This window comes from Timaviella obliquedivisa GSE-PSE-MK23-08B (assembly GCA_019358855.1).
GTDB lineage: Bacteria > Cyanobacteriota > Cyanobacteriia > Elainellales > Elainellaceae > Timaviella > Timaviella obliquedivisa.
Map to the genome: position 1 here is coordinate 186,780 of JAHHII010000008.1, position 22,307 is coordinate 209,086.

The 22,307-nt window shown below is 48.6% G+C and carries 24 protein-coding genes and 2 pseudogenes; 14 read left to right on the forward strand and 12 right to left on the reverse strand.

Features of this window, described 5'->3' with window-relative positions:
* The first annotated feature begins 20 nt into the window (after nucleotides 1-20).
* The 4 genes from bcsA (at nucleotide 21) to KME11_15560 (ending at nucleotide 4,616) form a co-directional block, all read left to right on the forward strand.
* Nucleotides 21-2,258: a UDP-forming cellulose synthase catalytic subunit gene (gene bcsA / locus KME11_15545; GenBank protein ID MBW4516623.1), complete on the forward strand. Its 2,238-nt coding sequence runs from the start codon at nucleotides 21-23 to the stop codon at nucleotides 2,256-2,258.
* A 71-nt stretch (nucleotides 2,259-2,329) separates the two neighbouring features.
* Nucleotides 2,330-3,511, forward strand: a complete 1,182-nt coding sequence (locus tag KME11_15550; protein ID MBW4516624.1) for a chromate transporter — start codon at nucleotides 2,330-2,332, stop codon at nucleotides 3,509-3,511.
* A gap of 8 nt (nucleotides 3,512-3,519) precedes the next feature.
* Nucleotides 3,520-4,425: a ribokinase gene (gene rbsK / locus KME11_15555; GenBank protein ID MBW4516625.1), complete on the forward strand. Its 906-nt coding sequence runs from the start codon at nucleotides 3,520-3,522 to the stop codon at nucleotides 4,423-4,425.
* Complete coding sequence (locus KME11_15560; protein MBW4516626.1) at nucleotides 4,422-4,616, forward strand: hypothetical protein; 195 nt, start codon at nucleotides 4,422-4,424, stop codon at nucleotides 4,614-4,616. The genes rbsK and KME11_15560 overlap by 4 nt, the downstream gene beginning before the upstream one ends.
* 100 nt (nucleotides 4,617-4,716) lie before the next feature.
* On the opposite strand, the gene KME11_15565 is transcribed toward KME11_15560, so the two are convergent.
* Nucleotides 4,717-4,917, reverse strand: coding sequence for a hypothetical protein (locus KME11_15565; GenBank protein ID MBW4516627.1), 201 nt, complete (start codon nucleotides 4,915-4,917; stop codon nucleotides 4,717-4,719).
* A 410-nt stretch (nucleotides 4,918-5,327) separates the two neighbouring features.
* Between KME11_15565 and KME11_15570 the strand changes: the two genes are divergently transcribed.
* The 3 genes and pseudogenes from KME11_15570 (at nucleotide 5,328) to KME11_15580 (ending at nucleotide 6,466) form a co-directional block, all read left to right on the forward strand.
* Entirely contained in the window at nucleotides 5,328-5,549 is a 222-nt protein-coding gene (locus KME11_15570) for a hypothetical protein (GenBank protein MBW4516628.1), read from the forward strand.
* Nucleotides 5,549-5,954: pseudogene (locus tag KME11_15575) on the forward strand (PIN domain-containing protein). Before KME11_15570 ends, KME11_15575 begins: the two are co-directional and overlap by 1 nt.
* Nucleotides 5,955-6,151: 197 nt before the next feature.
* The gene (locus KME11_15580) at nucleotides 6,152-6,466 is read left to right on the forward strand and encodes a hypothetical protein (protein MBW4516629.1); all 315 of its coding nucleotides are present in this window, start codon (nucleotides 6,152-6,154) and stop codon (nucleotides 6,464-6,466) included.
* Between the two features lie 206 nt (nucleotides 6,467-6,672).
* Here KME11_15580 and KME11_15585 read toward each other — a convergent pair whose 3' ends face one another.
* Nucleotides 6,673-8,016 carry a cytochrome c biogenesis protein gene (locus tag KME11_15585; protein MBW4516630.1) on the reverse strand — a complete coding sequence of 448 codons (1,344 nt, stop codon included), beginning with the start codon at nucleotides 8,014-8,016 and terminating at the stop codon, nucleotides 6,673-6,675.
* Between the two features lie 33 nt (nucleotides 8,017-8,049).
* Entirely contained in the window at nucleotides 8,050-8,790 is a 741-nt protein-coding gene (locus KME11_15590; GenBank protein MBW4516631.1) for a cytochrome c biogenesis protein CcdA, read from the reverse strand.
* Between the two features lie 286 nt (nucleotides 8,791-9,076).
* Here KME11_15590 and KME11_15595 point away from each other — a divergent pair, with 286 nt between their 5' ends.
* Together KME11_15595 and KME11_15600 are read left to right on the forward strand one after the other, a co-directional pair.
* The gene (locus KME11_15595) at nucleotides 9,077-10,867 is read left to right on the forward strand and encodes an ABC transporter ATP-binding protein/permease (protein MBW4516632.1); all 1,791 of its coding nucleotides are present in this window, start codon (nucleotides 9,077-9,079) and stop codon (nucleotides 10,865-10,867) included.
* A gap of 42 nt (nucleotides 10,868-10,909) precedes the next feature.
* Nucleotides 10,910-11,362 (forward strand): DUF1311 domain-containing protein, encoded by a 453-nt coding sequence (locus tag KME11_15600; GenBank protein MBW4516633.1) that lies wholly within the window; start codon nucleotides 10,910-10,912, stop codon nucleotides 11,360-11,362.
* A gap of 118 nt (nucleotides 11,363-11,480) precedes the next feature.
* Here the strand turns inward: KME11_15600 and KME11_15605 are convergent, their stop codons facing one another.
* The 6 genes from KME11_15605 to KME11_15630 all read right to left on the reverse strand — a co-directional run bounded on the left by KME11_15605 (nucleotide 11,481) and on the right by KME11_15630 (nucleotide 17,559).
* Entirely contained in the window at nucleotides 11,481-12,806 is a 1,326-nt protein-coding gene (locus tag KME11_15605; GenBank protein ID MBW4516634.1) for a PhoH family protein, read from the reverse strand.
* Nucleotides 12,807-12,894: 88 nt separating this feature from the next.
* Entirely contained in the window at nucleotides 12,895-13,266 is a 372-nt protein-coding gene (locus KME11_15610) for a metal-sensing transcriptional repressor (GenBank protein MBW4516635.1), read from the reverse strand.
* 78 nt (nucleotides 13,267-13,344) lie between these two features.
* Nucleotides 13,345-14,568, reverse strand: coding sequence for a hypothetical protein (locus KME11_15615; protein MBW4516636.1), 1,224 nt, complete (start codon nucleotides 14,566-14,568; stop codon nucleotides 13,345-13,347).
* A 121-nt stretch (nucleotides 14,569-14,689) separates the two neighbouring features.
* On the reverse strand, nucleotides 14,690-16,072 hold the full coding sequence (gene fumC / locus KME11_15620; GenBank protein ID MBW4516637.1) for a class II fumarate hydratase: 1,383 nt from the start codon (nucleotides 16,070-16,072) through the stop codon (nucleotides 14,690-14,692).
* An 8-nt stretch (nucleotides 16,073-16,080) separates the two neighbouring features.
* Complete coding sequence (locus KME11_15625; protein ID MBW4516638.1) at nucleotides 16,081-16,596, reverse strand: isoprenylcysteine carboxylmethyltransferase family protein; 516 nt, start codon at nucleotides 16,594-16,596, stop codon at nucleotides 16,081-16,083.
* Nucleotides 16,597-16,617: 21 nt separating this feature from the next.
* Complete coding sequence (locus KME11_15630; protein MBW4516639.1) at nucleotides 16,618-17,559, reverse strand: aldo/keto reductase; 942 nt, start codon at nucleotides 17,557-17,559, stop codon at nucleotides 16,618-16,620.
* A gap of 583 nt (nucleotides 17,560-18,142) precedes the next feature.
* On the opposite strand from KME11_15630, the gene KME11_15635 reads away from it, so the two are divergent.
* Entirely contained in the window at nucleotides 18,143-19,000 is an 858-nt protein-coding gene (locus KME11_15635; protein MBW4516640.1) for a hypothetical protein, read from the forward strand.
* 72 nt (nucleotides 19,001-19,072) lie between these two features.
* Here the strand turns inward: KME11_15635 and KME11_15640 are convergent, their stop codons facing one another.
* The 3 genes from KME11_15640 to KME11_15650 all read right to left on the reverse strand — a co-directional run bounded on the left by KME11_15640 (nucleotide 19,073) and on the right by KME11_15650 (nucleotide 20,111).
* A complete protein-coding gene (locus tag KME11_15640) occupies nucleotides 19,073-19,555 on the reverse strand; it encodes a DUF3368 domain-containing protein (GenBank protein MBW4516641.1) in 483 nt (160 codons plus the stop codon).
* Nucleotides 19,539-19,793, reverse strand: coding sequence for a UPF0175 family protein (locus KME11_15645; protein MBW4516642.1), 255 nt, complete (start codon nucleotides 19,791-19,793; stop codon nucleotides 19,539-19,541). Before KME11_15645 ends, KME11_15640 begins: the two co-directional genes overlap by 17 nt.
* 72 nt (nucleotides 19,794-19,865) lie before the next feature.
* Nucleotides 19,866-20,111: a hypothetical protein gene (locus KME11_15650; protein MBW4516643.1), complete on the reverse strand. Its 246-nt coding sequence runs from the start codon at nucleotides 20,109-20,111 to the stop codon at nucleotides 19,866-19,868.
* Nucleotides 20,112-20,260: 149 nt separating this feature from the next.
* Here KME11_15650 and KME11_15655 point away from each other — a divergent pair.
* The 4 genes and pseudogenes from KME11_15655 (at nucleotide 20,261) to KME11_15670 (ending at nucleotide 22,224) form a co-directional block, all read left to right on the forward strand.
* Nucleotides 20,261-20,521 (forward strand): annotated as a pseudogene (locus KME11_15655) (DUF2281 domain-containing protein).
* The gene (locus tag KME11_15660; protein ID MBW4516644.1) at nucleotides 20,518-20,931 is read left to right on the forward strand and encodes a PIN domain-containing protein; all 414 of its coding nucleotides are present in this window, start codon (nucleotides 20,518-20,520) and stop codon (nucleotides 20,929-20,931) included. Before KME11_15655 ends, KME11_15660 begins: the two are co-directional and overlap by 4 nt.
* Nucleotides 20,932-21,192: 261 nt before the next feature.
* Complete coding sequence (locus tag KME11_15665; protein ID MBW4516645.1) at nucleotides 21,193-21,417, forward strand: hypothetical protein; 225 nt, start codon at nucleotides 21,193-21,195, stop codon at nucleotides 21,415-21,417.
* A 432-nt stretch (nucleotides 21,418-21,849) separates the two neighbouring features.
* Complete coding sequence (locus KME11_15670) at nucleotides 21,850-22,224, forward strand: group 1 truncated hemoglobin (protein ID MBW4516646.1); 375 nt, start codon at nucleotides 21,850-21,852, stop codon at nucleotides 22,222-22,224.
* Nucleotides 22,225-22,307: the final 83 nt, after the last annotated feature.

Genomic DNA, 22,307 nt, shown 5'->3' on the forward strand with positions numbered 1-22,307 from the left:
AATCAGTAAGGAAAATTAATATGGCAAGTATTACTCCCCCCGTGCAGCCGCGTAGACAACAATCTTGGCTGACTCGCGGGTTTATGAATCTACCGAACTGGTTTGAGCAGTTGTTTCCCAGAGCCGGAAAGTGGCAAGTGTTCTGGATTGTTATGCTGTTGCTGCTGCTCTCGGTGCCGTTGATAATTACGCCGCTTGATCTTTGGAAACAGATTTTTGTGGCAGGCATGTTAATTGTGCTAGGTTGGTTTGCCGTCAAAATTGAGGCGCGGCAAGGGCAAAAGCGTTATAGCGAATATCTGCACGTTTTTCTGGCATGGCTGAGTATTGTCACAACGCTGCGATATTTGTATTACCGTACCCACTACACGTTGGCGTTGGATAGTTGGGTGAATGGTTTTTTTAGCATTCTGCTGTATGCCGCAGAGCTATACGCGATCGCCACTCTTCTGCTCTCTTATTTCCAAACTTTGAGACTGCGCGATCGCCATGCCTTAGACTTATCTACTGTTCCTGGCGACCAGCTTTTTAGCGTTGATGTTTACATCCCGACTTATAACGAAGATGTAGCGATCGTGCGGAAAACGGTGCTGGCTTCTTTGGCGATCGATTACCCCGAAGATAAAAAGGAAGTTTATATTCTTGATGATGGACGCGATCCAAAATACCGCGATCGGCGGGAACAACTCCGTCAGATGTGCGCTGAATTAGGCTGTACTTTGCTTACCCGTGACAACAATGAACACGCCAAGGCTGGCAACATTAACGCCGCCCTCACCCGCACCAGCGGAGATTTAATCCTCATCCTAGATTGTGACCACATTCCCACCCATCAATTTCTGCAAGAAACCGTCGGCTTCTTCTACAAGCCTAAAGTCGCCATGGTGCAAACGCCCCACTGGTTCTACAACCCTGATCCTTTTGAACGGAATTTGTTAACGCGTGGACGGGTGCCTGTGACCAACGAGTTGTTCTATAAAGTGATTCAAAAAGGGAACGACTTCTGGAACGCTGCGTTCTTCTGTGGATCGGCGGCTGTGATTCGTCGGGACTATGTCTTGGATGTCGGTGGTATCGCAACGGGAACGGTGACTGAAGATTGTCATACCTCGCTGCGTTTGCACGGTAAAGGCTATGAATCGGTATACTACGACAAAATTATGGTGGCAGGTTTAGCACCCGAAACCTATCCCTCCTACGTGAAGCAGCAAGCCCGTTGGGCACGGGGGATGGCGCAGATTCTGCGGATGGAGAATCCTTTATTTAACCAAAAGTTGAAGCTGTCTACCCCGCAAAGGCTCTGTTATTTTTCAGCCTCTTCTCACTTTTTCTTTGGGTTTCCCCGGATTATGTACGCTGTTGCTCCGGTCTTATTCCTGTTGTTTAATATCAACATTGTTCGAGGGTTGGGGATTGAAACTTTGGCGTATGCGGTGCCCCACATTATTTTGGGAATGAACGCTAACTACATCACCAATAAGAACGCCCGCTTCTCTTTTTGGAACGAGATTTTTGAGTATGCAATGGCGTTTCAAAACGGGATTGTTACGGTGTTGGCGTTGATTAATCCTAAGCTGGGCAAGTTCGATGTGACCGATAAGGATTTGCGCTCTATCACGCGCCGCAGCTTTGACTGGGGCCCGACTCGCATTTCTCTGATTTTGACGATTCTGTTGATTATTTCTTTAATCGCTGTTCCCTTCTGGCTGCTGCTTCGCCCCGAAGTGACTGAGGCAGTTGTGATTAACGGTCTTTGGGCAATCTTTAACCTAATTTTTCTCAGCGGCGCACTGTTGGTTGCATTTGAGCAGCCCCAACTTCGCCAAGCCCACCGTTTAGGTCGGCAGCTTGATGTGGTTGTGAGTGATGCTACGACCACTTGGCACGGCAAGACGGTGAACATTAGCGAGAATGGTGCTCACATTGTGTTGGAGAGCAGCAACCATAGCCTGCCAGAAATGGTGCAAGTCGAGGTAATGGGTGACTCTGACACGCGCGCTATTGTAAATGGAAGAATCACGCGGCTTGACCCAACTCGCGCCGATCAAGTTTCTCTGTCGTTAATGTTTGAGAATGTAACCCAGGCACAGTCTGATGCGCTGGTGTTGGTGATTTACTCGGATGTGGAGCAGTGGTACTCGCAGCAACGGGTAGAAGTCGATAAGCCTTTGGAATCGTTGCGATTTCTGGCGGCTGGTGTGCTTCGGGCGTTCCGCGATCCTCGTCCGGGGCGATCGGTACAGCGGGCGCGTACTTAGGTTAGTTGTATTACATTTAGCTCAGAAAAATCATTGCCCTCCTGTACGCTATTGTGCAGGAGGGTTTTTTCATGGTGCAGCAACAGAATTATCAATCCCTTGAGCCGTTGCAACAGCGGCAACGGTTGTGGGAACTGGCGATCGCCTTCTTCAAGTTAGGTATATTTGCCTTTGGTGGCCCGGCTGCCCACATCGCCATGATGGATGATGAAATGGTCAAGCGCCGTCAATGGCTGAGCCGCGAAAAGTTCCTGGACTTAATCGGCATCACCAATCTCATTCCGGGCCCTAACTCGACTGAAGTAGCAATTCATATTGGCTACGAACGCGGGGCATGGTGGGGGCTGCTGATTTCGGGTTGTTGCTTTATCTTGCCTGCGACGCTGATTGTTTGGGGATTGGCGATCGTTTATGTGCAATCGCAATCTTTGCCGCAAGTGGGCTGGTTGTTATATGGCGTTAAACCTGTGATTATTGCGATCGTTTTGCAAGCGCTATGGAAGTTGGGCAAGACTGCGATTAAAGATCGACCAACCGCGATCGCTACGTTTCTAGTCGTCCTATTTTCCTGGTGGCGTTACTCAGAAATATTGCTTTTGCTCTTGGCGGGTTTAGGAGTGATGCTGATTAAGAACAGGCGATCGAGTTGGTTTTCTGCGGGATTGCCCATTCCTCTGCTCTTACAGATTGCTTCTCCCTCAACCCTTGGCGCAATGAGCAGCGTTAATATTTTCCTGACTTTTCTAAAAATTGGTTCGGTGCTTTACGGCAGTGGCTATGTGCTGCTGGCTTTTTTACAGCGCGAATTTGTCGAGCGATCGCCCCTCCTCACGTCTCAACAAATTTTAGATGCTGTCGCCATTGGGCAAATTACACCAGGGCCCATCTTCACCACCGCAACGTTTGTGGGATATTTGCTGGGGGGAAACGGAGGAGCGATCGCGGCAACGGTGGGAATTTTTCTGCCAGCATTTGTTTTTGTAGCGCTCATTAATCCTTGGATTGATCAATTACGTCAATCTAGTTGGGTGAGTGGCTTTTTAGATGGCGTGAATGCTGCATCGCTGGGGCTGATGGCAGTGGTGACGGTGCAACTGGGGCAGAGTGGCATCGTAGATATTTGGACAGGAGCGATCGCGCTCATCAGCGGGGTTTTGCTGCTAAAGTTTAAGGTCAATTCGGCGGCGTTGGTCATGGGTGGAGCAATCATTGGCTTGCTCCTTCATCTAATAGTGCCTAGTGCTGTGAGTTAGTTTTGCTTATGTCTGTTCTCGTGTTCGGTAGTCTCAATATGGATCTGGTGACGCGCACTCATCGCCTCCCTCAAGCCGGGGAAACGATCGCTGGGTACAGCTTTGAAACCGTTCCGGGTGGCAAGGGTGCAAATCAGGCGGTGGCAGTGGCGCGGCTGGAAGTGCCTGTGCACATGGGAGGACGAGTCGGCGGAGATGAGTTTGGCAAAATGCTGATTGAGAGTTTGCAGTTGGCTGGAGTGAACTGTGAGGGCATCAAGGTTGATGAGACAACTCGATCGGGTGTGGCGGCGATCGCTATTGATGATTCTGGCGAAAATCACATTATTATCGTTGCGGGTGCTAATGGACAAGTCGATGCATCCGATGTCGATCGCTTGCCATTGTTGGAAATTCAGGTTCTGTTGCTCCAGCTTGAAATTCCTTTGGCGATCGTCCTGGCTGCGGCACAAGTTGCTAAACAGGCAGGCATCACTGTTATCCTTGATCCGGCTCCGGCTGCAAACCAGTTACCCGCAGAACTCTACGCAGCCATTGATATTTTGACCCCTAATCAGGTCGAAGCCGAGCAACTGACGGGCATTGCGGTACAAGATCAAGCCTCCGCAATTCTGGCAGCGAGACGATTACGACAGCAAGGAATAGGAACGGTGATTATTAAAATGGGGGCACAAGGGGCGCTTTGTGCAACGGCAGCAGAAGAGTTTTGGGTGTCGCCTTTTGCTGTGAGAGCGATCGATACGGTCGCAGCGGGGGATGCCTTTAACGGGGGCTTAGCTGCTGCCTTAGCGGAGGGGCGATCGTTACCAGAGGCTTGTCGGTGGGCAGCCGCAGCCGGAGCGTTAGCTACCACGGTGAAAGGGGCGCAGTCTGCCATGCCAACAAGAGCCGAATTGATACGACTGATGAGTTGACTAGAATTGCATTCACTCAGCAATGCCCACGATCGCATTGTGTCGGTTCACAATCGTATTGCAAAAAAGACAACGGCATTGTGTTAGCCCGCGATCGCATTGTGTCGGTTCACAATCGTATTGCATGGAAGGACAATGCCATTGTGTCGGCTCACAATGGCATTGTAGAACTGACGATCGCATTGTGTTGAATTGCAATGGCATTGTAGAGAGCACAATTAAATGTTGAGCGATGGCAATCGCATTGTCGGGGCTACAGCATAGATACACGTAGCCCCTGATGCTTTTAGTTTATCTCACCAAGACACTTATGTATTTGCCATTGGCAAACGGGGCGGGAATAATCGGCGTGAAACTGACGCGATCGCTGGCAATCTTTTTAACGTAGAACTCGTTGATTAAGTGCGTTACCTGCTCCCGTGTGCCGACTATCCATACCTGCGCTTTGTCGCCGTGCGGAACGGGCAGCAGTTCATTAAACTCTGTAGTCATCACTATTTCCCTCGCTAATGTTGGGTTGAGATGAAAAGCTTAAGGCGTGGTATCCTAACCACTTGTTTAACATTAGCGAGATGAAACGATAAGATCGTCACAGCCTAGCCTTCTGCTACCTCAGAAAGTCAGGTTAGCTGGTTAGTTGTGTTAGTAGCACTTCTAGCCAGCGTCCTCACCTTAAGCCTGTTTACTGGTATCAAAACCAGTGTTGATTAGCATAAGGGCAAAAGCGGGTTTGACACAAGTATTTTGGGGCAATTGATTTTGTAGAGGCGATCGCCTCATCAGTGGAGCGATCGCACGTTGAAGAGAAAGATCGTGGCGATCGACCGGAACATTATGTTGCTCAGCCCTTGAGAGGAATGCTTACAATTGGTAGTAGAGTAGATTCGCATACGTCAAGACAAATGACATTACAAGATCTACAAAAACAAGCACTAGAATTACCAACTAGCGATCGCTGGCAGTTGGTGCAAACTCTTTTAGAGTCTTTAAAGCCAAAAACTCACCCAGGATTAAAAAAGGGAAACCTGTCTCGGCTGAGAGGGATTGCTAAAAGTCCCGTAGCAGTAGCTGACTCTGACTTGAAAGAGGATTATGTTACATACCTCGTTGAGAAGTATCAGTAATGCGAGTTTTGGTTGATACCAACGTAGTTCTTGACTTCCTCCAAGAACGAGAGCCATTTGTAGAAAATGCAGCAAGACTATTTGAGCGTATTGACGCGGGTGAGATCGAGGGATTTATCGCAGCAACGACGATTACGAACATCTATTACATTGTTCGTAGAGCAGCAGGGACAAAAGTAGCTCAAGATGCCATCGCTCAAGTCCTGGCAGATCTAAACATTTGTGCAGTGGATCGAGAAGTAGTAGAACTAAGCCATTGCACTGAATTTTCGTGATTTTGAAGATGCAGTGCAATATGTCTGTAGAGTCGTGAATCATGTAAATGCGATCGTGACTCGTGATGCATCTGGATTTATCGGTGCAGAGATTCCAGTCACGTTGCCTGAAGAACTTGACACCATCTGAGAATCTAATTTCTATGAGTTCTCAAGCTGTCTATTGAGGATAGTGCGATCGCTGAGGGATTAAAACCCCGATATCTAAATGCGGGATTGGGGAATTAAGGAGATGAGTGCAATCGCCGATCTTGTAGGTTGCGTTATCGACTCTTGCATAAAACGTTAAGTGCTAGGCTTGTTAAATGATGCTTGGGAGAGCTATGTATGCCGCCTACCGCTCAAGAGGTCTACAACTCAGTCATTCAAACTTTATCGCCGACTGAACGCTTGCGCTTAGCAACGCTAATTCTCAATGAGCTAGTCCAACAAAACTCATCAGTCATCCATCAGAGCGATTATTGGACTGAGCAAGATCAAACAGATATTGTTGATTTCTCGTTGCATCATGCCGCTTCCCTATTTTCAGGTGAGAGGATGTCTGAGAAGTATCAAGGATTCTTACACTCGCCCCCCAACCCCCCATTCTGGGGGACTTCCGCACCAGTCCTCCTTCAAAGTCCCCCAGAATGGGGGATTTAGGGGGCGGATCGGATAACAATCTAGACTTCTCAGACATCCTCTGAAGAGGCTGTTTAGTGGTATTTAATCCGGGTGCTCTGGTGAGCGTTGATTTCCCTGGCATCACATGATAGTATCGATCGCCAAACAGGCAGTCATATTCGGTTAACGACCCAAGGAAATAGAGAGCACCACTCATATCTCAATTTAGCAACGCCCGAATCGCGCTAACTCTGCTTCAGCGCTCCCTCTGCATCTAGCTGATCTAACATTTCAATCATTTCCCGTTCAAAAGTTACCTGTGCCCGGTTCGTTCGTCCGCCCACAAAGAAGCCTTTGTCAGTTTGCAGCGCCCAAACCTGGGAGTGCGACACATAGCTCATCACCACACCCAGCATCACTAGCCCAAAACCCAGATAAACCGCCGGAATGCCAGGATCAGCCTTAATCTGTAGCCCAGTGCTACCAATTACTTTCTCGATCGCCAGATTCACGCCATTGACTTCTGTAGATCTGCCTTCTCGCACCGTCGAAATCAGCTTGCCTTGCAGGTCATAAATTAACAACGTGCCCTGAAGATCTTTTGCCAATACATAAACGCCTTCTGTCAAATCTGGCTTGGTCGGAATCAACGTGCCCCAAATCTTCCCTTTGCCGCCCGTATCCAGTCGCTCCATAGGCAATTGCAGCGTGGGGCTATTGTTGAGGTGAACTTGCACTGCCGCTACGCCCCAATCTGCCTGATACATCGTGACTCCATTGTGGCGCAATGGCTTATTAACGTGAATCGTTTGGCGATCGACTTCTTCACCCGTCTGATTCAACACTGATAAATCGGAATAAAACTGATCGATCGCCCCCGCAGGCGTGTAGTCAATCCAAAACCGATTTACCTTCACCGACCAATCTTTCGGAATTTGCGCCGCCGCCCAAGGCCCCGCATCGAATACATTCGTGACCTTAAACGTTTCCCCGCTCGGAATCATCTCTTGCGCAAAGAATCCCGTCATTGCGCCGTAGATGGAACCCGCCAGCGTAATCAACATAGCGGCATGAACGAAGATAGGGCCCACCCGTCCGGCAATGCCTTTCCGAGCGTATAGCTTGTCACCTTCTTGAAAGACTTTGTAGCGCTTTTGCTTCAAGAGAGTCATCAGAGTCTCTAAAGAGCCTGCCTCAAATTCAGCGCTCAGCGCCAACTTTTGAAACTGCCGCGACTGATCATAAAACTTCCAACTGCGGGCGGCTTTGAGCGCTGGAAACTGTCGGGTAAAGGTGCAGGCAGTTAGACTAGAGCCAAACAAAATCAGCAGCGCCAAAAACCACCAGGTGCGGTAAACATGATCTAGTCCTATGGTGAGTAGCACTTTCCAGGTTAGAAATCCAAATAGTGCGGGGCTTTCGGGATAGTTAGCTTGGTAAAAAGAGAGCGCTTGACCCTGTTCAATGACGGTGCCAGAAATGCTGAAGAAGGCGATCGCCAGTAAAAGCGCGATCGCCAGCTTGAGATTTGCCAACAGCGGCAACAACTCCCGCTTAAAATACTGTCCAGGCAACGTACCCCAGCCCATCAACTTAGTTGAAAAAGAAGTTTCTGTCATAACCTAAACCGACCCAGGAAAGATCCGAAACAGCAGCGAAAACACCCCAAACCCAACCAGCAAGCTACCGCTCACCGGATTAATCCATCCCGACCAGCGCCGCAACTCTAACAGCTTTTTCAATGAGGCTGTAAACGTCCCGGCAATAATCAGCGGTGCCACATGACCCGCAGTGTAAGCCAATAGCAACGCACTGCCCAATAGCGGATCGCCCGTCGTCGAAATCCAGCCCAGCAGCGAAGCCAACACCGGGGTACTGCAAGGCGAAGCCACCAACCCAAACGTCAGCCCAATCAAGTACGATCGCACTCCCTTCGGCAAATCCTTAGAAATCCAATCCATGCCGACACCTGCGGGCAACCGCAACGGCAATGCCTCCAGCAAGTTCAACCCCATCAAAATAGCAATCACGCTCACCACGATGGGCAGCCCCACTCCTACCTGTCCATACACTCTGCCAACTACTGCCGCCACAATGCCCAATCCTGCCAGCGTCGTCGCCAAACCCAGCGCAAACCAGGTGGACTGGACAGCAGCTTGTAAGCGGCTTTTAATCTCATGACCGCCGATGTAGCCAACGGTAATGGGCAGCATCGACAACATGCATGGGGTCAGGCTGGTTAGCAAACCAGCGGCAAAAATGACTCCAACGCTAAAGGGGGTGAGATGGGTTAATTGTGCAGATACGGAACGATTGGCAAATTGTTCTAGGGAGTATAGCCAGGTTTGCAAAGATTCGAGCATAGGGGAAGCGGCGATCGAAATCGGTCAATGGTCAGTAGAGATCAACCAATAGATAGAAGTGCAATCTCTAGTGTTCTATCTCATTCTACCTAATTGGTTGGAGGCAAGGATTTCAATTTGCCAAGCTTCTCCTATTTTGAGGGCGATCGCTTCTTCCAAAAATTTTGTCTATCGCTTGTCTATTCATCAATGAAATGACCTGAGCCAAAACCGATGCGTTCAAATCTTCTAAACTAAGAAAGTTAGAAAAGAAAGTTAGAAAAAGCCAAGTTGCGGCAAACAACGCATGAGAGTCAGCCAGCCAGTCATCGCTTCCGAGCAAAAAGTGAGTCAGCAACTTTCTACCTTTCGGCGCTTCTTGCAGTATCTCCGCCCCTACCGCCGTGAACTGCCGATCGCCATCCTCTTGGTTCTAATTGGTGCAGCATCTCAGGCATTCGGACCTTTTTTCATCGGCTGGTCGATCGATCATTTAATTGCTCAAGGTAACCAGCAAGGATTATTGCTGCTACTAGGATTGTTAGCAGGCATTTATTTTATTGGCGTTTTTGCCATTCGCGGACAAATCTTGCGGATTGGCTCCATCATGCAGCGGTTACTGGCACAGTTGCGGCAAGATATTTTTACCAAAATTCAAAGTCTACCCCTTAGCTTTTTCGATCGCAGTGAAGCAGGCGACCTCATGAGCCGCTTGCTTAATGATGTCAACACCGTTAACCAAGCCTTCGGGCAAACCGTCGCCCAAATGCTGGGCAACCTGTTCAGCTTGGTGGGCATTGTTATCGCCATGCTGTTTATCAACCTTCAGTTGGGCTTGTTGAGCAACTTAGCAGTGCCCTTGATGATTTTTACAACAGGGTTATTTGCTCGTTGGGCAAGAGCCAGATTTCGCGTTACTCGCCAAACCATTGGCGAACTTTCTGCCAAGCTCGAAGAAGACATTGGCAGCGTCCGAGAAGCCCAAGCATTCAACCGCGTATCGCTTAATATTGCCGAATTCGACACGCTCAACGCCGCCAACCGAGATGCCAACGTTCAGGCAGTGGCAATTACCGCCGCCTTTTTGCCCTCCATCGACTTCCTCAACACCATGGCAACGGCTAGCGTGTTGGCATACGGCGGCTATCTTGCCGTGACTGGAGCCGCCACCGTGGGCGTTGTAACTTCGTTCCTACTCTACGTTCAGCAGTTTTTTCGCCCCATTCAAATCCTCAGCCAGTTCTACACCCAAGCTCAATCGGCGTTTGCTGGGCTAGAGCGAATTTTTCAGCTGTTAGACGAACCCGCACAGCTTAAAGACGCTCCTAACGCTGCCATCATGCCGCCGTTGCGAGGTGAAGTCACGTTTGAAGAGGTAAAGTTTGGCTACACCGCTAATCAGCTTGTTCTTAAGGGCATTAATCTTTGCGCTTATCCGGGTGAAATGATTGCGCTAGTGGGACAAACGGGCGCTGGAAAGAGCACGATTATTAATCTGATTTTGCGCTTTTACGATGTGTCTAGCGGTGCTGTGAAGATCGATGGCATTGATGTGCGCAGCGTCACGCAGGCAAGCTTGCGCCGTCAGATTGGCATTGTGCTGCAAGATAATATTTTGTTTAGCGGCACGGTTGCCGAAAATATTGCCTTCGGCGATCCACAGGCTTCGCAAGCAGATATCGAAGCGGCAGCACAGGCTGCAAACGTCCATGAATTTATTATTTCATTGCCCCAAGGCTATGCGACGCAATTGGGCGAGCGAGGTGCGCCCCTCAGTCAAGGGCAGCGACAGTTGATTAGCATTGCGCGAGCGGTGTTGATTGACCCACGCATTTTGATTTTGGACGAGGCGACTAGCAGCATTGACACCCGCACTGAAGCACTGGTACAAGCCGCGATCGCCCGTCTGCTCAAAAACCGGACAAGCTTCGTGATCGCTCACCGTCTCAGCACCGTGACACAAGCCGATCGAGTGCTAGTCATTCAGCAAGGTGAAATTGCAGAACAAGGAACTCATGATGAACTGATTGCGAAACAAGGCGTATATGCTAATTTTTATGCGCTACAGTTAGGCGCACCTGTTCCAGCGCTGGGTTAGTTGATTGAACTTATTTATTATTTATAGAGGATTCTGTGATTTATGAAAGCATCGACCCTAGGGCTTTTTCGTATTTCTGGTTTGGGTGTTTCTAGTTTGATTGTTTCTGGATTGGTAATGACTGCTGAGGGAGCTATCGCTCAAAACATCTGTGCTTCTGCCACGACCCAACGAGCAATTAACCAATGCGCCACGCAAGCTCGACAGCAAGCTGACCAAAACCTGACAGACTTTATTGCAGATTATCAAACTCGCCTATCTGCTGAGCAAGTAGTTTTGCTGCAACATACCCAGGAAAGTTGGAAATTATTCCGTCGCTTTTCCTGCGAGTTTGAATCTAGCGGAGTTGCAGGAGGCAGTGCTTATCCAGCGATTTTTTCAAATTGTATAGCGGCAAAAGCAACGGCACGGCTAAATGAATTACAGCAACTCGCTCAGTGTGAAGAAGGTGATTTAAGTTGTCCTGCTCGTGAAATACCGCGTTCTCAAGAGTAAGAATTTAAGACCTCTCCCCAAACCCCTCTCCTGAAGGAAAGGGGCTTTGAATAAGTTGATAATTTTAGGGGTATCAGCGTTCGATCGCCCTAGTTCGTCCAGCGCTTTACGCAGGAGTTTAAAGCAGCACCGTAGCCCGTTCTGCCAACGTCGATCGCTCTCCCTTTGTCAAGGTAATGTGACCTGCCAAAGCTTCTCCTTTAAACTTCTCAACCACATACGTTAATCCGTTACTGGCTGCGTCCACATAAGGGTTATCGATCTGATCAGGGTCACCTGTTAGGATGACTTTAGTGCCTTCTCCAGCTCTGGTTAAAATTGTTTTTACCTCGTGCGGCGTTAGGTTCTGCGCCTCATCCACAATTAAAAACTGTTTAGGAATCGTGCGTCCTCGAATGTAAGTCAGCGCTTCTATTTGCAAGATGCCTCGCTCGATTAATTCCTCGTGACCGCGCCGCCAATGTGCGGGTTTACTATTGGGATCTTGAGTACCAAAGATTAAATCAAAGTTGTCGTATAAAGGCTGCATCCAAGGCGTTAATTTGTCGCTGATGTCTCCGGGTAAATAGCCGATGTCTTTGCCCATGGGGACAACGGGGCGGGAAATCAGGAGGCGTGTGTAGAGATTTTCGTCGGCTACTTTTTGCAGACCCGCAGCGATCGCCAACAGGGTTTTTCCGGTTCCTGCTTTCCCCACTAGCGTTACTAACTGTACCGAATCTCGCAGCAATAGCTCCAACGCAAAATTCTGCTCCCGGTTACGAGCTTGAATCCGAGAAACCCCAGTCCGAGGCAATTTATTAAGCGGCACAATTTTGCCATGACCACCATCGACAATGGCAAGAGCCGTATGAGAAGGATTCGCTATATCGATCAGCGTGAGTGCCTGGTTCGGTAAAAACTCTTCGTTTAAGGTGATACCACCGTAGTGAAACAGGCGATCGATCTCCTCAGTCGTTACCATTACCTCAGCCATTCCGGAGTACAGATCATCAACGTCAATTTTGCCTGCTTCGTAGTCTTCTGCATCTAGTCCTAGGGTATCGGCTTTAATACGAACGTTCGTGTCTTTACTAACCAATACGACGGCACAGTCATGCTGTTTTTTGAGTTGCAAGGCAACTGCCAAAATCATATTGTCGCCGCTATCGCGTTCAAGTTCAGCAGGCAGTTGTTGCAGCGTTTCGCGATCGCACAACGCCACCCGCAATAATCCGCCGCCGTTCACTGCAACCCCTTCAACCAAATGTCCTTGTTTCCGAAGAGCATCCAAGGTGCGAGAGGCTTGACGCGCATTGCGACCTGTAATTTCGGGTTGTTTCTTAAAGCGATCGAGTTCTTCAATAATCGTCATGGGCAAAATGACGGTATTATCCTCGAAGCGCAACATCGCCGATGCATCATGGAGCAAAACATTAGTATCAAGAACGAACACTTTCTTCATCAAGAACTCTCAGAACTAGAATATAATTGATCATGCCCAATTGGCTGCGGCACAAGTATTACAGAACCGGGTACGGAGTTAGGAAACCCTAAGGTAAGAAGCGATCGAGAGCCGCCTTCAGTTCCTCAATTTCCATCTCAATATTGCCTTCCTTGGCAGCGCGGGCAATACATTCTGTTAAATGCTCATCTAAAATAATGCGCGACACGCGATCTAAGGCACCCCGCACAGCAGCAACTTGGATCAGCACTTCCGGGCAAGGACGATTATCCTGCACCATAGTTTTAATTCCGCGAATATGCCCCTCTAGCCGCGACAGCCGATTCAAAATTTGCTTACGCGATGCCTCACTGTGCACGTGAGGATGCGGCTCAGACGCTTCGTGATCAGAGTCGTGATGATGGTTAGGGTCGTGGACGTGAGACGATTCGAGGGAGCGCGGTAACTCTGAAGCTGTCATCTTAAAGCAAGTCCTACTGAAGTATCTCAATTCTAGCCGAGTCAAGAGGGCTGACGATTTTGAGTTTTAGATTCTGACTTATTGACGAAAGATGGGTGCCTCGGCAGGAGCTATTTGGGAAGACGAAAGCGGCTTACTAATTTCGGGTGATGTTTCCAGAGGATCTTCTAGGGGAACTTCAGGGATGACGGGTTGGGGCAGGGGGATAACAGGCTGAGTTGTTTCTGGGGCAGCAGGATCGGCGATAAAGGCAGGCGGCGGTAGAACCGGATCTGGGATTGTAGGAGGATAATCAGCGATTCCAGGAGGGGCGGGTTGATAGTCAGGGGGCGCAATTTGAGCGGGCGGAGTGTAGCCTGTAGACGGCTGCCTGAAGGGAATGCCAGATTCTCTGAGTGAGGGGCTAGCCTGATACGGTTGCTCGAAGGCAGAGCTAGGCGAGTAAAGGTTAGGGGTTTCGGTGATGGGCCATTCTTGCTGAGGTGGAAAGGACTGCTCTCGCCCAAACCAACCCGAACCCAAACTACTGCTACTATCTTCTTGAGAAGTCGGTTGAAACCGGAGCGCTAAGCCCAGCCCAACGCCGCCAAATCCTGTAATCAAAGCCGTCATCATCAGCGATAAGGGCATCCACTTTCTAGGCTTTGAGCTTTGCTCTGAAACTAATACGTTGACTTCTTTCCTAGAACCATTTGTGGCGTAATCGGGCAGTGGAAAAGACTGGAGAGCGGGAGATGTGATCACGGCTTCTGCTGGAACTGGAGCAATCTCTTTTGCCTGGGCGATCGCTATTGCTTCTGTCTCTTTAGGCGCAGGGGCGGGAGCGATCGGCGTGACAACAACAGTTGCTTTAGGTGGCGCTTCGGGTGGCGCTTCGAGTGGCGCTTCAGGAAATGCTGTCGCTAGAGCCGCTTTTAGCGCAGAAGCCTCAGTTGTGGGCTGGGCAGTTTCTATCGCTGGAGCTTCCACCGGAATTTCTAACCAACTGCTTAGAGGGGGAATAGAGTGCCCGGCAGCCGCCTCTAAGACTACAAACGGCATCCCGTTTTCTTCAAAACAGTCAATGATTTGCACTGCCTCGGAAGGCTGCTTCGAGAATATAAGCACTTCTTGCAAAAACTGCTGCCGCAACTGCTCAAAATCACTGCGGTGTCGGAGGGCTTCGTTGAAAGATTGCAGGATAATTGGATGGTTTAGGAACGGATGCGCCGCCTGATAGGTCACTCCAAAGTCGGTTTGGTGCAAAATTGCCTTAATGACAAATTTGTCGTTTTGCAGTGTTGTCCCAACCGTCACACTCATAAGCCTGCCTACATCCTGTTTAAATTAAAGTTTAGGTCTAGCGTCCATCTCATTGAGATATTCCTTGAGATATTCCTGCTGATGGGAGCCGTAATTTTTTTGGCGACAGCATTTGCCCTAACTACAGCGGTCTGACCATCTTTTCCGGACGCACGAATTGATCAAACTGCTCGGCGGTCAAAAAACCCAGTTCTACACAGGCTTCTCGGAGACTTTTGCCCTCGGCATAGGCTTTTTTGGCAACTTTTGCTGCTGAGTCGTAACCAATGTGGGGATTGAGAGCAGTTACCAGCATGAGGGAGTGATTGAGAAAATGCTCGATTCGATCGCGGTTGGGTTGAATGCCAACTACAAGATAATCGGTAAACGAGGCGCAGGCATCTGCCAACAGCCGAATAGAGTTAAGCAGGTTGAAGATCATCAGCGGCTTGAAGACATTTAGCTCGAAGTTGCCCTGGGTGGCGGCAATAGCGATCGCCGTATCATTGCCTAGCACTTGCACACAGACCATCGTCATGGCTTCGCACTGAGTCGGATTCACTTTTCCTGGCATGATGGAAGATCCGGGTTCGTTTTCCGGCAAAATCAGTTCGCTCAAGCCACAGCGAGGCCCCGAACCCAGCCAGCGAATATCATTGGCAATTTTCATCAGCGAACAGGCGAGGGTTTTAAGTGCGCCGCTGGTCATGGCGATCGCATCATGGGCTGCCAGCGCTGCAAACTTGTTGGGAGCCGTGACGAATGGCAATTCGGTCATTTGGGCAATCTCCGCCGCTACTTCTACCGCAAACGCCGGATGGGTATTGAGTCCAGTTCCAACCGCCGTTCCTCCGATCGCTAGTTCATACAAATCGGGTAGCGTCGTCCGAATTCGGTTTAAATCCTTATCCAACTGCGACACATAGCCCGAAAACTCTTGCCCCAAGGTCAGCGGTACAGCATCCATTAAATGCGTCCGTCCAATTTTGATAATGTCGTCAAACGCCGTTGCCTTCTCCGCCAAGCTATCCCGGAGCCTTGCTGTCATGGGCAATAGCCGCCGATGAATTTCCTCGACTGCGGCAATATGCATCGCGGTTGGGAACGTGTCGTTAGAAGACTGCGATAGGTTAACGTGGTCGTTAGGATGAACCGGAGTTTTACTGCCCAATACGCCGCCAGCAAGGGCGATCGCCCGATTAGAAATCACCTCATTGGCATTCATATTCGTCTGCGTGCCGCTCCCCGTCTGCCAAACTCGCAGCGGAAAATGATCATCCAGCGTGCCTACAATCACCTCATCTGCCGCTTGAGCAATCAACTGAGCTTGCTCCTCTGGCAACTTGCCCAGCTTATGATTTACCAACGCCGCCGCCTTTTTCAAAATACCGATCGCCCGGATCATTTCCCTGGGCATGACATCATTGCCAATGGCGAAATAATGCAACGATCGCTGAGTTTGCGCCCCCCAATAGCGATCGTCAGCAACCTCGATCGCCCCCATGCTGTCGGTTTCAATCCGCATATTGCCCTTTAGTAAATTCCTGGAATCAGCTTTTTCACACGCTGGCAATACTCAGGATAATCGGGATACTTTTCGGTGAGCCAACTTTCTTCGCGGCTGGCTTTGGCATTAAAGAAAAAGAAGAGGGCGATCGCCCCCACCAAATGCGTCACGCTAAGCTGATACAACGCCCAGCCCAAACTGCCCAAAATTAAGCCACTGTAAATAGGATGGCGCACCGTGTCATACACTCCCGTTTGGACGAGTTCGCCGTCTGCCCGTGGATAAGGTAATGGGGTAAGACTATGTCCCAAATCCCAGAAGCCTTTAAAGAAAAAGACCAAGGCGAAGCCAACGAGAATGGCGACACTAGGCAACACCCCATATAGCCCCAACCAAATTGGCAGCTTAAAACCCGGCACTCGATAAATTGGCAACAGCGCAAACCCCACAATCAGCAAAGCCTGCACCGCTACCCAGTACTCGCCCCGCGCCCCTTGCCGCCAGCCCTCCCAGCTAAATCCCCAATCTGTCAAAAGTTTCATATCTACCCTCCCAACTTACTTTCAACTCCGAGTCACGGCATCAATGCGTCCCAACTCCTCAGCCGTCATCGACCAGCCCAACGCTCCCGCATTCTGCCGCACCTGCTCCGCATTCTTTGCGCCCGGAATTGGCATAACGTTTCCTTGGGCAATTAACCAATTAAGAGCAACCTGTGCCGGAGTTTTGCCGTGTGCCTCCCCAACTGCCTTCAACGTATCAATCACTGGAGCCAGCTTCTCCAAACCCTTCCGGCTAAAACGCGGATCAAGCTGCCGTGCGCCAGTCGGCTGCTGATAGTTTTCAACGGTATACTTGCCCGTCACTAAGCCTTGTGCCAACGGGCTATACGCCAAAATCACTACACCCAAATCTCGGGCTGCCGCCATTACGCCGTTGTGCTCAATCTGCCGCGCCAACAGCGAATACTGCACCTGATTGACCGCTAGTGGAATGCCCCGCGCTGCCAAAAACTTGTGCGCCTGTTGCATCTGCTCCACCGAGTAGTTACTCACCCCGATCGCCCCAATTCTGCCTTGCTTTACCTCATCGGCAAGGGCATTCATCAACGTCTTTTGTCCCATAAAAAAGTCAAACGGCGAATGCACCTGATACAGCAGCACACTCGCCACCTGGAGACGCTTCAGACTAGCCGTTAACGTATCGGCAACTGCGTCTGCATTAAATCGCCAGGGCAACGGAAAGTATTTAGTAGCAATCTGTGCTGGCTGTCCGGTCTGCTGCATGAACTGACCTAACAGCCGTTCAGACTCGCCAAAGCCATAAATTTCAGCCGTATCGAAAAAATTAACGCCCAAATCCACTGCTGTTCTGAAGGCATCCTGCAACTCTGTAGCGTCGTATTCTTTGCCGTAGCTCCAAAATAATTTGTCGCCCCAAGCCCAAGTGCCAATGCCAAGGGGAGCAACCGTAATTCCGTTTGTGCCGAGGGTGAGGGAAGTCATGACTTAATGAAACTTTATTTTTACCTATTTAGTGTAGCGATTTTGGGCGATCGTCTTGGGAGGATGATTTAGGAGGCAACAAGTTGAGGGGTGAAAGCGATCGGTAGTAGGCAAATACTCAGCCTTAAATACTCATTCCATATTAATTAAGGTAATCAAAATCTAGGAAATTTTTGGAGCATTCTCTGTTGGTTCTGTTACTTCCAGCAGACTTAGCCAAAGACTAGAAACGAAATAGGGTTTTCACAAACAAATATATCTGTACTTAATTCTGTAGTGGTTTGAAGATATGCAGAGATGTTCTTGCGATTTATCTAAATCAGCATAATATGTGGAAAGATTCTTGTGATCCACTCAATTTAGGATGGATAGGCAGAAAATTTCTTGCGATCCACCTATTTAGGATGGATAGGCGGAAAGTTTCTCTCTAATAACAAGTTAGACCGCTGAGGTATCTGTCAGGGCGCAGTCAAAATTTGGCGGTGGGGTGCAATAGATGTACATTTGCAAATGACTTTGCAAAGCAGGTCTAGTTCTTGCTGGCTTCAATAATTGAGTGAATTAAAAATTGAGTGAATTAAATATGAGAAAGATAGTTTCAGGATTCTCTGTGTTCGTTGGCAGTTGTGTACTTTTAGGAGTTTGTGCAGAAGAGTCACAAGCTCTACCCAGTTTTAGATGGTCACAAGCAGGTGCTATTTCCGGTATGACCTGCGTCCGCATTCATGAAGATGCTGATCCCCATGCTTGGAGTGATAATTTCTTATGTTCCAATGAGAATTTAGGACTACGCTGGTCACAAGCAGGTGCAATTAGTGAAATGAGTTGTACACGAGTCCATGAGGATGCTGATCCTGCTCCTTGGGGTGACAACTTTTTGTGTGCGCCTTCAAACGCTTCATTTACCCTAAGCTGGACGCAAGCAGGAACCCCACGCGAAGGATGTACTCGAATTCATGAAGATGCCGATCCTCATGCTTGGAGTGATAATTTTCTATGTGTTGGAGTGAAGTTTCCACTTACGGGCAATCGTGATGATGCCGTTGCAAATGGTCGGATGGGCACATCCTTTACCCTCACTAACGGTGGAAGTCTTACAGCCGTTACAAATACGCGCACTGGGGTTAGGTTAGCTGGTTTCACTGGAGCAGTAGGCATTGTGCTTCTTGACAGCAACAGACAGCCAATTTGGGCTTCCGACACGCAATCTTATGGCGTTGATGGTTGTACTATTGGTAGATGTAACAGGAACGAAAACTGGAGCGCATCTGTACCTGCTGACATTATGCAACGGGTTAGAGGATACACTATCATCCACCGTCACAACCCAACCTGGTTGAGTAGGGTAGGCGCAAGAGGAGATCAGTTTCTACAATGGTTGGGTTCTGAGGAGGGACAAGCCACTGTTGGAGCTATTGTAGCGATCGCAGTCATGTTATGACCGCAACCTGAAAACTCTGTACAGCGGCTGTCCTACGGGGAGCTTCTAGCAGTCCGCTGTACCGAAAATGCGCTATTGTGCTAGGATTTGAGCCAATAATCTCGGTGCAATCCGAAATCCAGCTTTATTTATCAAGTCGTCAATAACAGGCTGTAATGATTCGAGTTCACCTACCTGTTTAGCTCGAAGTAAAATCCCCAAAATTCCTGTTACGCTCAACCCTAAAGATTTGGCAACTTTCCTACCTTCACGTTCATCTAGAAGCGTCCAATCTGCATTGAGTTCAATGGCAAGGGCAATTGCCTCAGCTTCCCCTCGATCCAGTGTTTGCTTCAGCAGTTGGGCAAGAGGTTCATTGTTCACCTCTTGAATTTGAATCAATCCAGATGAAATTGCTTCACGAATTACTTGAGAGCCGGGTCGTTCTTCATCAGATCTCAATTCCTCCAGTACCGAACTTGGAATTAAAATTTCGCCAAACTGCCGACGTAGGAGTTCAAGCTGATCCACAATCGCCAAGTTGAGAATTGGTGACGTATTACTCACTACGGGCATAGCTTAAATCGTCATCTAATTCTGCAAAACCATAATGCCGCCTCACTCCACGACTAGAGAGCAACTGCCCAAATTCGTATTTGTCCATCTCAGCGAGTTCTCGCGCTTTACCAAAGGAGAGGATGTCTTGTGCATAAAGAGCAATGGCTAATTCCCGACGCAATTCCTGCTCAATCCGCTGCTCAGGTAGGCGAAGAGCTTGAACAATAGAGTCAGAGATCGAGATTTGAAGTTCCATCTTAAGCTAAGGTCTGTAACGGTTTGGCTATTTTATTATGATACACTCAATCATCTAACGCGGTTTAACAATTCAAAGGTAGCGGACGGTCAAAAGCCGCTGATGTTGAGTTAGAGATTGCTTGCCGCCGCTGATTTGAGTCGTTAGCCTGCTTCGTTCCTGGTGGCAGCGGTACAGCCTAGGTTCCTGTTGGCATTCAAGTCTAAAGCATCCAGAAATCTCTTGTAGGGTAGGGTTTTGCAGCGATCGCCCAATCACAATCTTACAGAAGCTCAACCTAACTCCTACAAAGCCACAAACAACGATCGCCTTAAGCATCGGATAAAATTCAGAATCTGTACGAAATTTTGACTGGCTTACTTCAACAGGCGATCGCTCCTCTACAAAGCAATGCGATCGCTACCCGCTAAACTGAAGGAATAATTATCACGTTAAGCAAACTAAAGACTTTTGCAGAGGTGATAATTGTGACGATTCGAGAAACAGCGATCGCAAAGGTACAGCAAGTTCCAGAATCTCTGTTGCAAGAAATTAGCGACTTTATCGATTTTATTACCCATAACCATCAGGTTAAAGTAGCCAGTCACCCGCTTGAAAGCGATCGTGCTGAAGCTTGGACACAGTAGTTTGAGGCTGCTGATGGTTTGGAAATTGCTCCAACAATGCCAACCAGCGAATATCAGCAACACTTACTGAGTAAATATCAGCAACACGGACTCAAGTTGTGATTCTCTGCGATGCTGGAGTTTTACTTTGCCTAGTCGATCGCACTCAACCTCAGCACAGCGTTTATCGAATGACCGTTACAGGTTTGGCAAAACCTCTGGTTACAACTTGGTCATGTCTAACAGAAGCCATGTATCTCTCACTCCATCGTGGGGAGTGGGTGATGCAAAAACAATCAGGTCAGCTACTCCTAGACAAATTGCTGCTCATTTGCGAAATGCAAGAAGATGACTATGCCCGTTTACTGGAACTGATGGAGAAATATTGCGATCGCCCAATGGATTTAGCAGATGCAACTTTGGTTCTAGCGGCTGAAAAGACTGGCTACCGACAAATTCTTACGCTTGACTCAGACTTCTTTTTCTATCGCATTGGCGATCGGGATACTTTTGAGGTAATTCAAAATCAGTAAGTTTATAAAATGCTTGTGTCAAAACCACCTTTGCGCTTATGCTAATCAACACTGGTTTTTGATACCAGTAGACAGGCTTAAGGTGAGGACGCTGGCTAGAAGTGCTGACACACGACTAACCAGCTAACCTGACTTTCTGAGTAAGCAGAAAGCTAGGCTGTGACGATTTTATCGTTTCACCTCGCTAATGTTACACAAGTGGTTAGGAATACCACGCCTTAAGCTTTTCTTCTCAACCCAACATTAGCGAGGGAAATAGTGATGACTACAGAGTTCAACGAACTGCTGCCAGTGACCCATGGCGATAAAGCGCAGGTGTGGATAGTCGGAACGCGGGATCAGGTGACGCACTTGATGAATGAGTTTTACGTGAAGAAGATCGCTAACGACCCTTGCGGTATCTGCGAAGCAGCGCGCCTTCATTTCACACCGATTATTCCAGCACCGTTTGCCAATGGTAAGTACATGAGTGTCTTGGTGCAATAACTAGAATATCCAGGGCTACGTATCTCTATGCCGTAGCCCTGAGAATGCGATCGTGATCTAAGGCAATGCGAGGTTGCAAGCTACCAATACTGAGTTTAAGTTTATCTTCTGAAGATTTGAGCCGCTGCTCTTTAGAATGTATCGATTTTCGCTCGATCGCCTGAGAGGATGCCTTAAAGAAGTAAGATTTCAGTTGTTAAGAGCATTTGAAGATATGCAGAGACTTTTTGCTGCTCAACCTAATCGGATGATCGACGGAAACTTTCTCTCTACAAAGAAGTTAAACGCTGTCATTGTTCTAATAAGCAAGCTATCAAAATAGATGAATTGCTAGTTTGTCTATGAGCCTATTTCTATCGACCATCAAAAACTTCAAATTCTCCCCTGTCCCGTGTCAAATTTGCACTCAACGTCACTGTGGAGGAATTTTCAATGAGTACACTCTATGACAAGCTTGGCGGCGCAGCATCTGTTGATTTAGCTGTTGAAAAGTTTTATGAAAAGGTTTTGGCGGATGAGCGGGTTCAGCACTTTTTTGCGCATACAGATATGCAGCGACAGAAGCAGCATCAAAAAGGATTTATGACCTATGCGTTCGGCGGTACCCAGCATTGGCAGGGTCGGACTATAAGAGACGCGCATAAAGAATTAGTGGCTGAGATGGGCTTAACCGATCGCCATTTTGACGCGATCGCCGAGAATTTGGTCGCGGCACTGGCTGAGATAGAAGTTCCTCAAGCCTTAATTGATGAGGTCGTGCAAATTATAGGCTCGACTACGTATCGGAACGATGTTTTAAATCGCTAAGCCCAGGTGTCAGCACTGGAACTGCAACGGGATTGCAGCCTATCGATAGTTGCGCGTTAATAGTTACGCGATCGCCTGCGATA

Coding starts and splice junctions, on each gene's coding strand:
- bcsA (MBW4516623.1), top strand. CDS start 21: ATGGCAAGTATTACTCCCCCCGTGCAGCCGCGTAGACAACAATCTTGG.
- KME11_15550 (MBW4516624.1), top strand. CDS start 2,330: ATGGTGCAGCAACAGAATTATCAATCCCTTGAGCCGTTGCAACAGCGG.
- rbsK (MBW4516625.1), top strand. CDS start 3,520: ATGTCTGTTCTCGTGTTCGGTAGTCTCAATATGGATCTGGTGACGCGC.
- KME11_15565 (MBW4516627.1), bottom strand. CDS start 4,917: ATGACTACAGAGTTTAATGAACTGCTGCCCGTTCCGCACGGCGACAAA.
- KME11_15570 (MBW4516628.1), top strand. CDS start 5,328: ATGACATTACAAGATCTACAAAAACAAGCACTAGAATTACCAACTAGC.
- KME11_15580 (MBW4516629.1), top strand. CDS start 6,152: ATGCCGCCTACCGCTCAAGAGGTCTACAACTCAGTCATTCAAACTTTA.
- KME11_15585 (MBW4516630.1), bottom strand. CDS start 8,016: ATGGGCTGGGGTACGTTGCCTGGACAGTATTTTAAGCGGGAGTTGTTG.
- KME11_15590 (MBW4516631.1), bottom strand. CDS start 8,790: ATGCTCGAATCTTTGCAAACCTGGCTATACTCCCTAGAACAATTTGCC.
- KME11_15595 (MBW4516632.1), top strand. CDS start 9,077: ATGAGAGTCAGCCAGCCAGTCATCGCTTCCGAGCAAAAAGTGAGTCAG.
- KME11_15600 (MBW4516633.1), top strand. CDS start 10,910: ATGAAAGCATCGACCCTAGGGCTTTTTCGTATTTCTGGTTTGGGTGTT.
- KME11_15605 (MBW4516634.1), bottom strand. CDS start 12,806: ATGAAGAAAGTGTTCGTTCTTGATACTAATGTTTTGCTCCATGATGCA.
- KME11_15610 (MBW4516635.1), bottom strand. CDS start 13,266: ATGACAGCTTCAGAGTTACCGCGCTCCCTCGAATCGTCTCACGTCCAC.
- KME11_15615 (MBW4516636.1), bottom strand. CDS start 14,568: ATGAGTGTGACGGTTGGGACAACACTGCAAAACGACAAATTTGTCATT.
- fumC (MBW4516637.1), bottom strand. CDS start 16,072: ATGCGGATTGAAACCGACAGCATGGGGGCGATCGAGGTTGCTGACGAT.
- KME11_15625 (MBW4516638.1), bottom strand. CDS start 16,596: ATGAAACTTTTGACAGATTGGGGATTTAGCTGGGAGGGCTGGCGGCAA.
- KME11_15630 (MBW4516639.1), bottom strand. CDS start 17,559: ATGACTTCCCTCACCCTCGGCACAAACGGAATTACGGTTGCTCCCCTT.
- KME11_15635 (MBW4516640.1), top strand. CDS start 18,143: ATGAGAAAGATAGTTTCAGGATTCTCTGTGTTCGTTGGCAGTTGTGTA.
- KME11_15640 (MBW4516641.1), bottom strand. CDS start 19,555: ATGCCCGTAGTGAGTAATACGTCACCAATTCTCAACTTGGCGATTGTG.
- KME11_15645 (MBW4516642.1), bottom strand. CDS start 19,793: ATGGAACTTCAAATCTCGATCTCTGACTCTATTGTTCAAGCTCTTCGC.
- KME11_15650 (MBW4516643.1), bottom strand. CDS start 20,111: ATGCTTAAGGCGATCGTTGTTTGTGGCTTTGTAGGAGTTAGGTTGAGC.
- KME11_15665 (MBW4516645.1), top strand. CDS start 21,193: ATGACTACAGAGTTCAACGAACTGCTGCCAGTGACCCATGGCGATAAA.
- KME11_15670 (MBW4516646.1), top strand. CDS start 21,850: ATGAGTACACTCTATGACAAGCTTGGCGGCGCAGCATCTGTTGATTTA.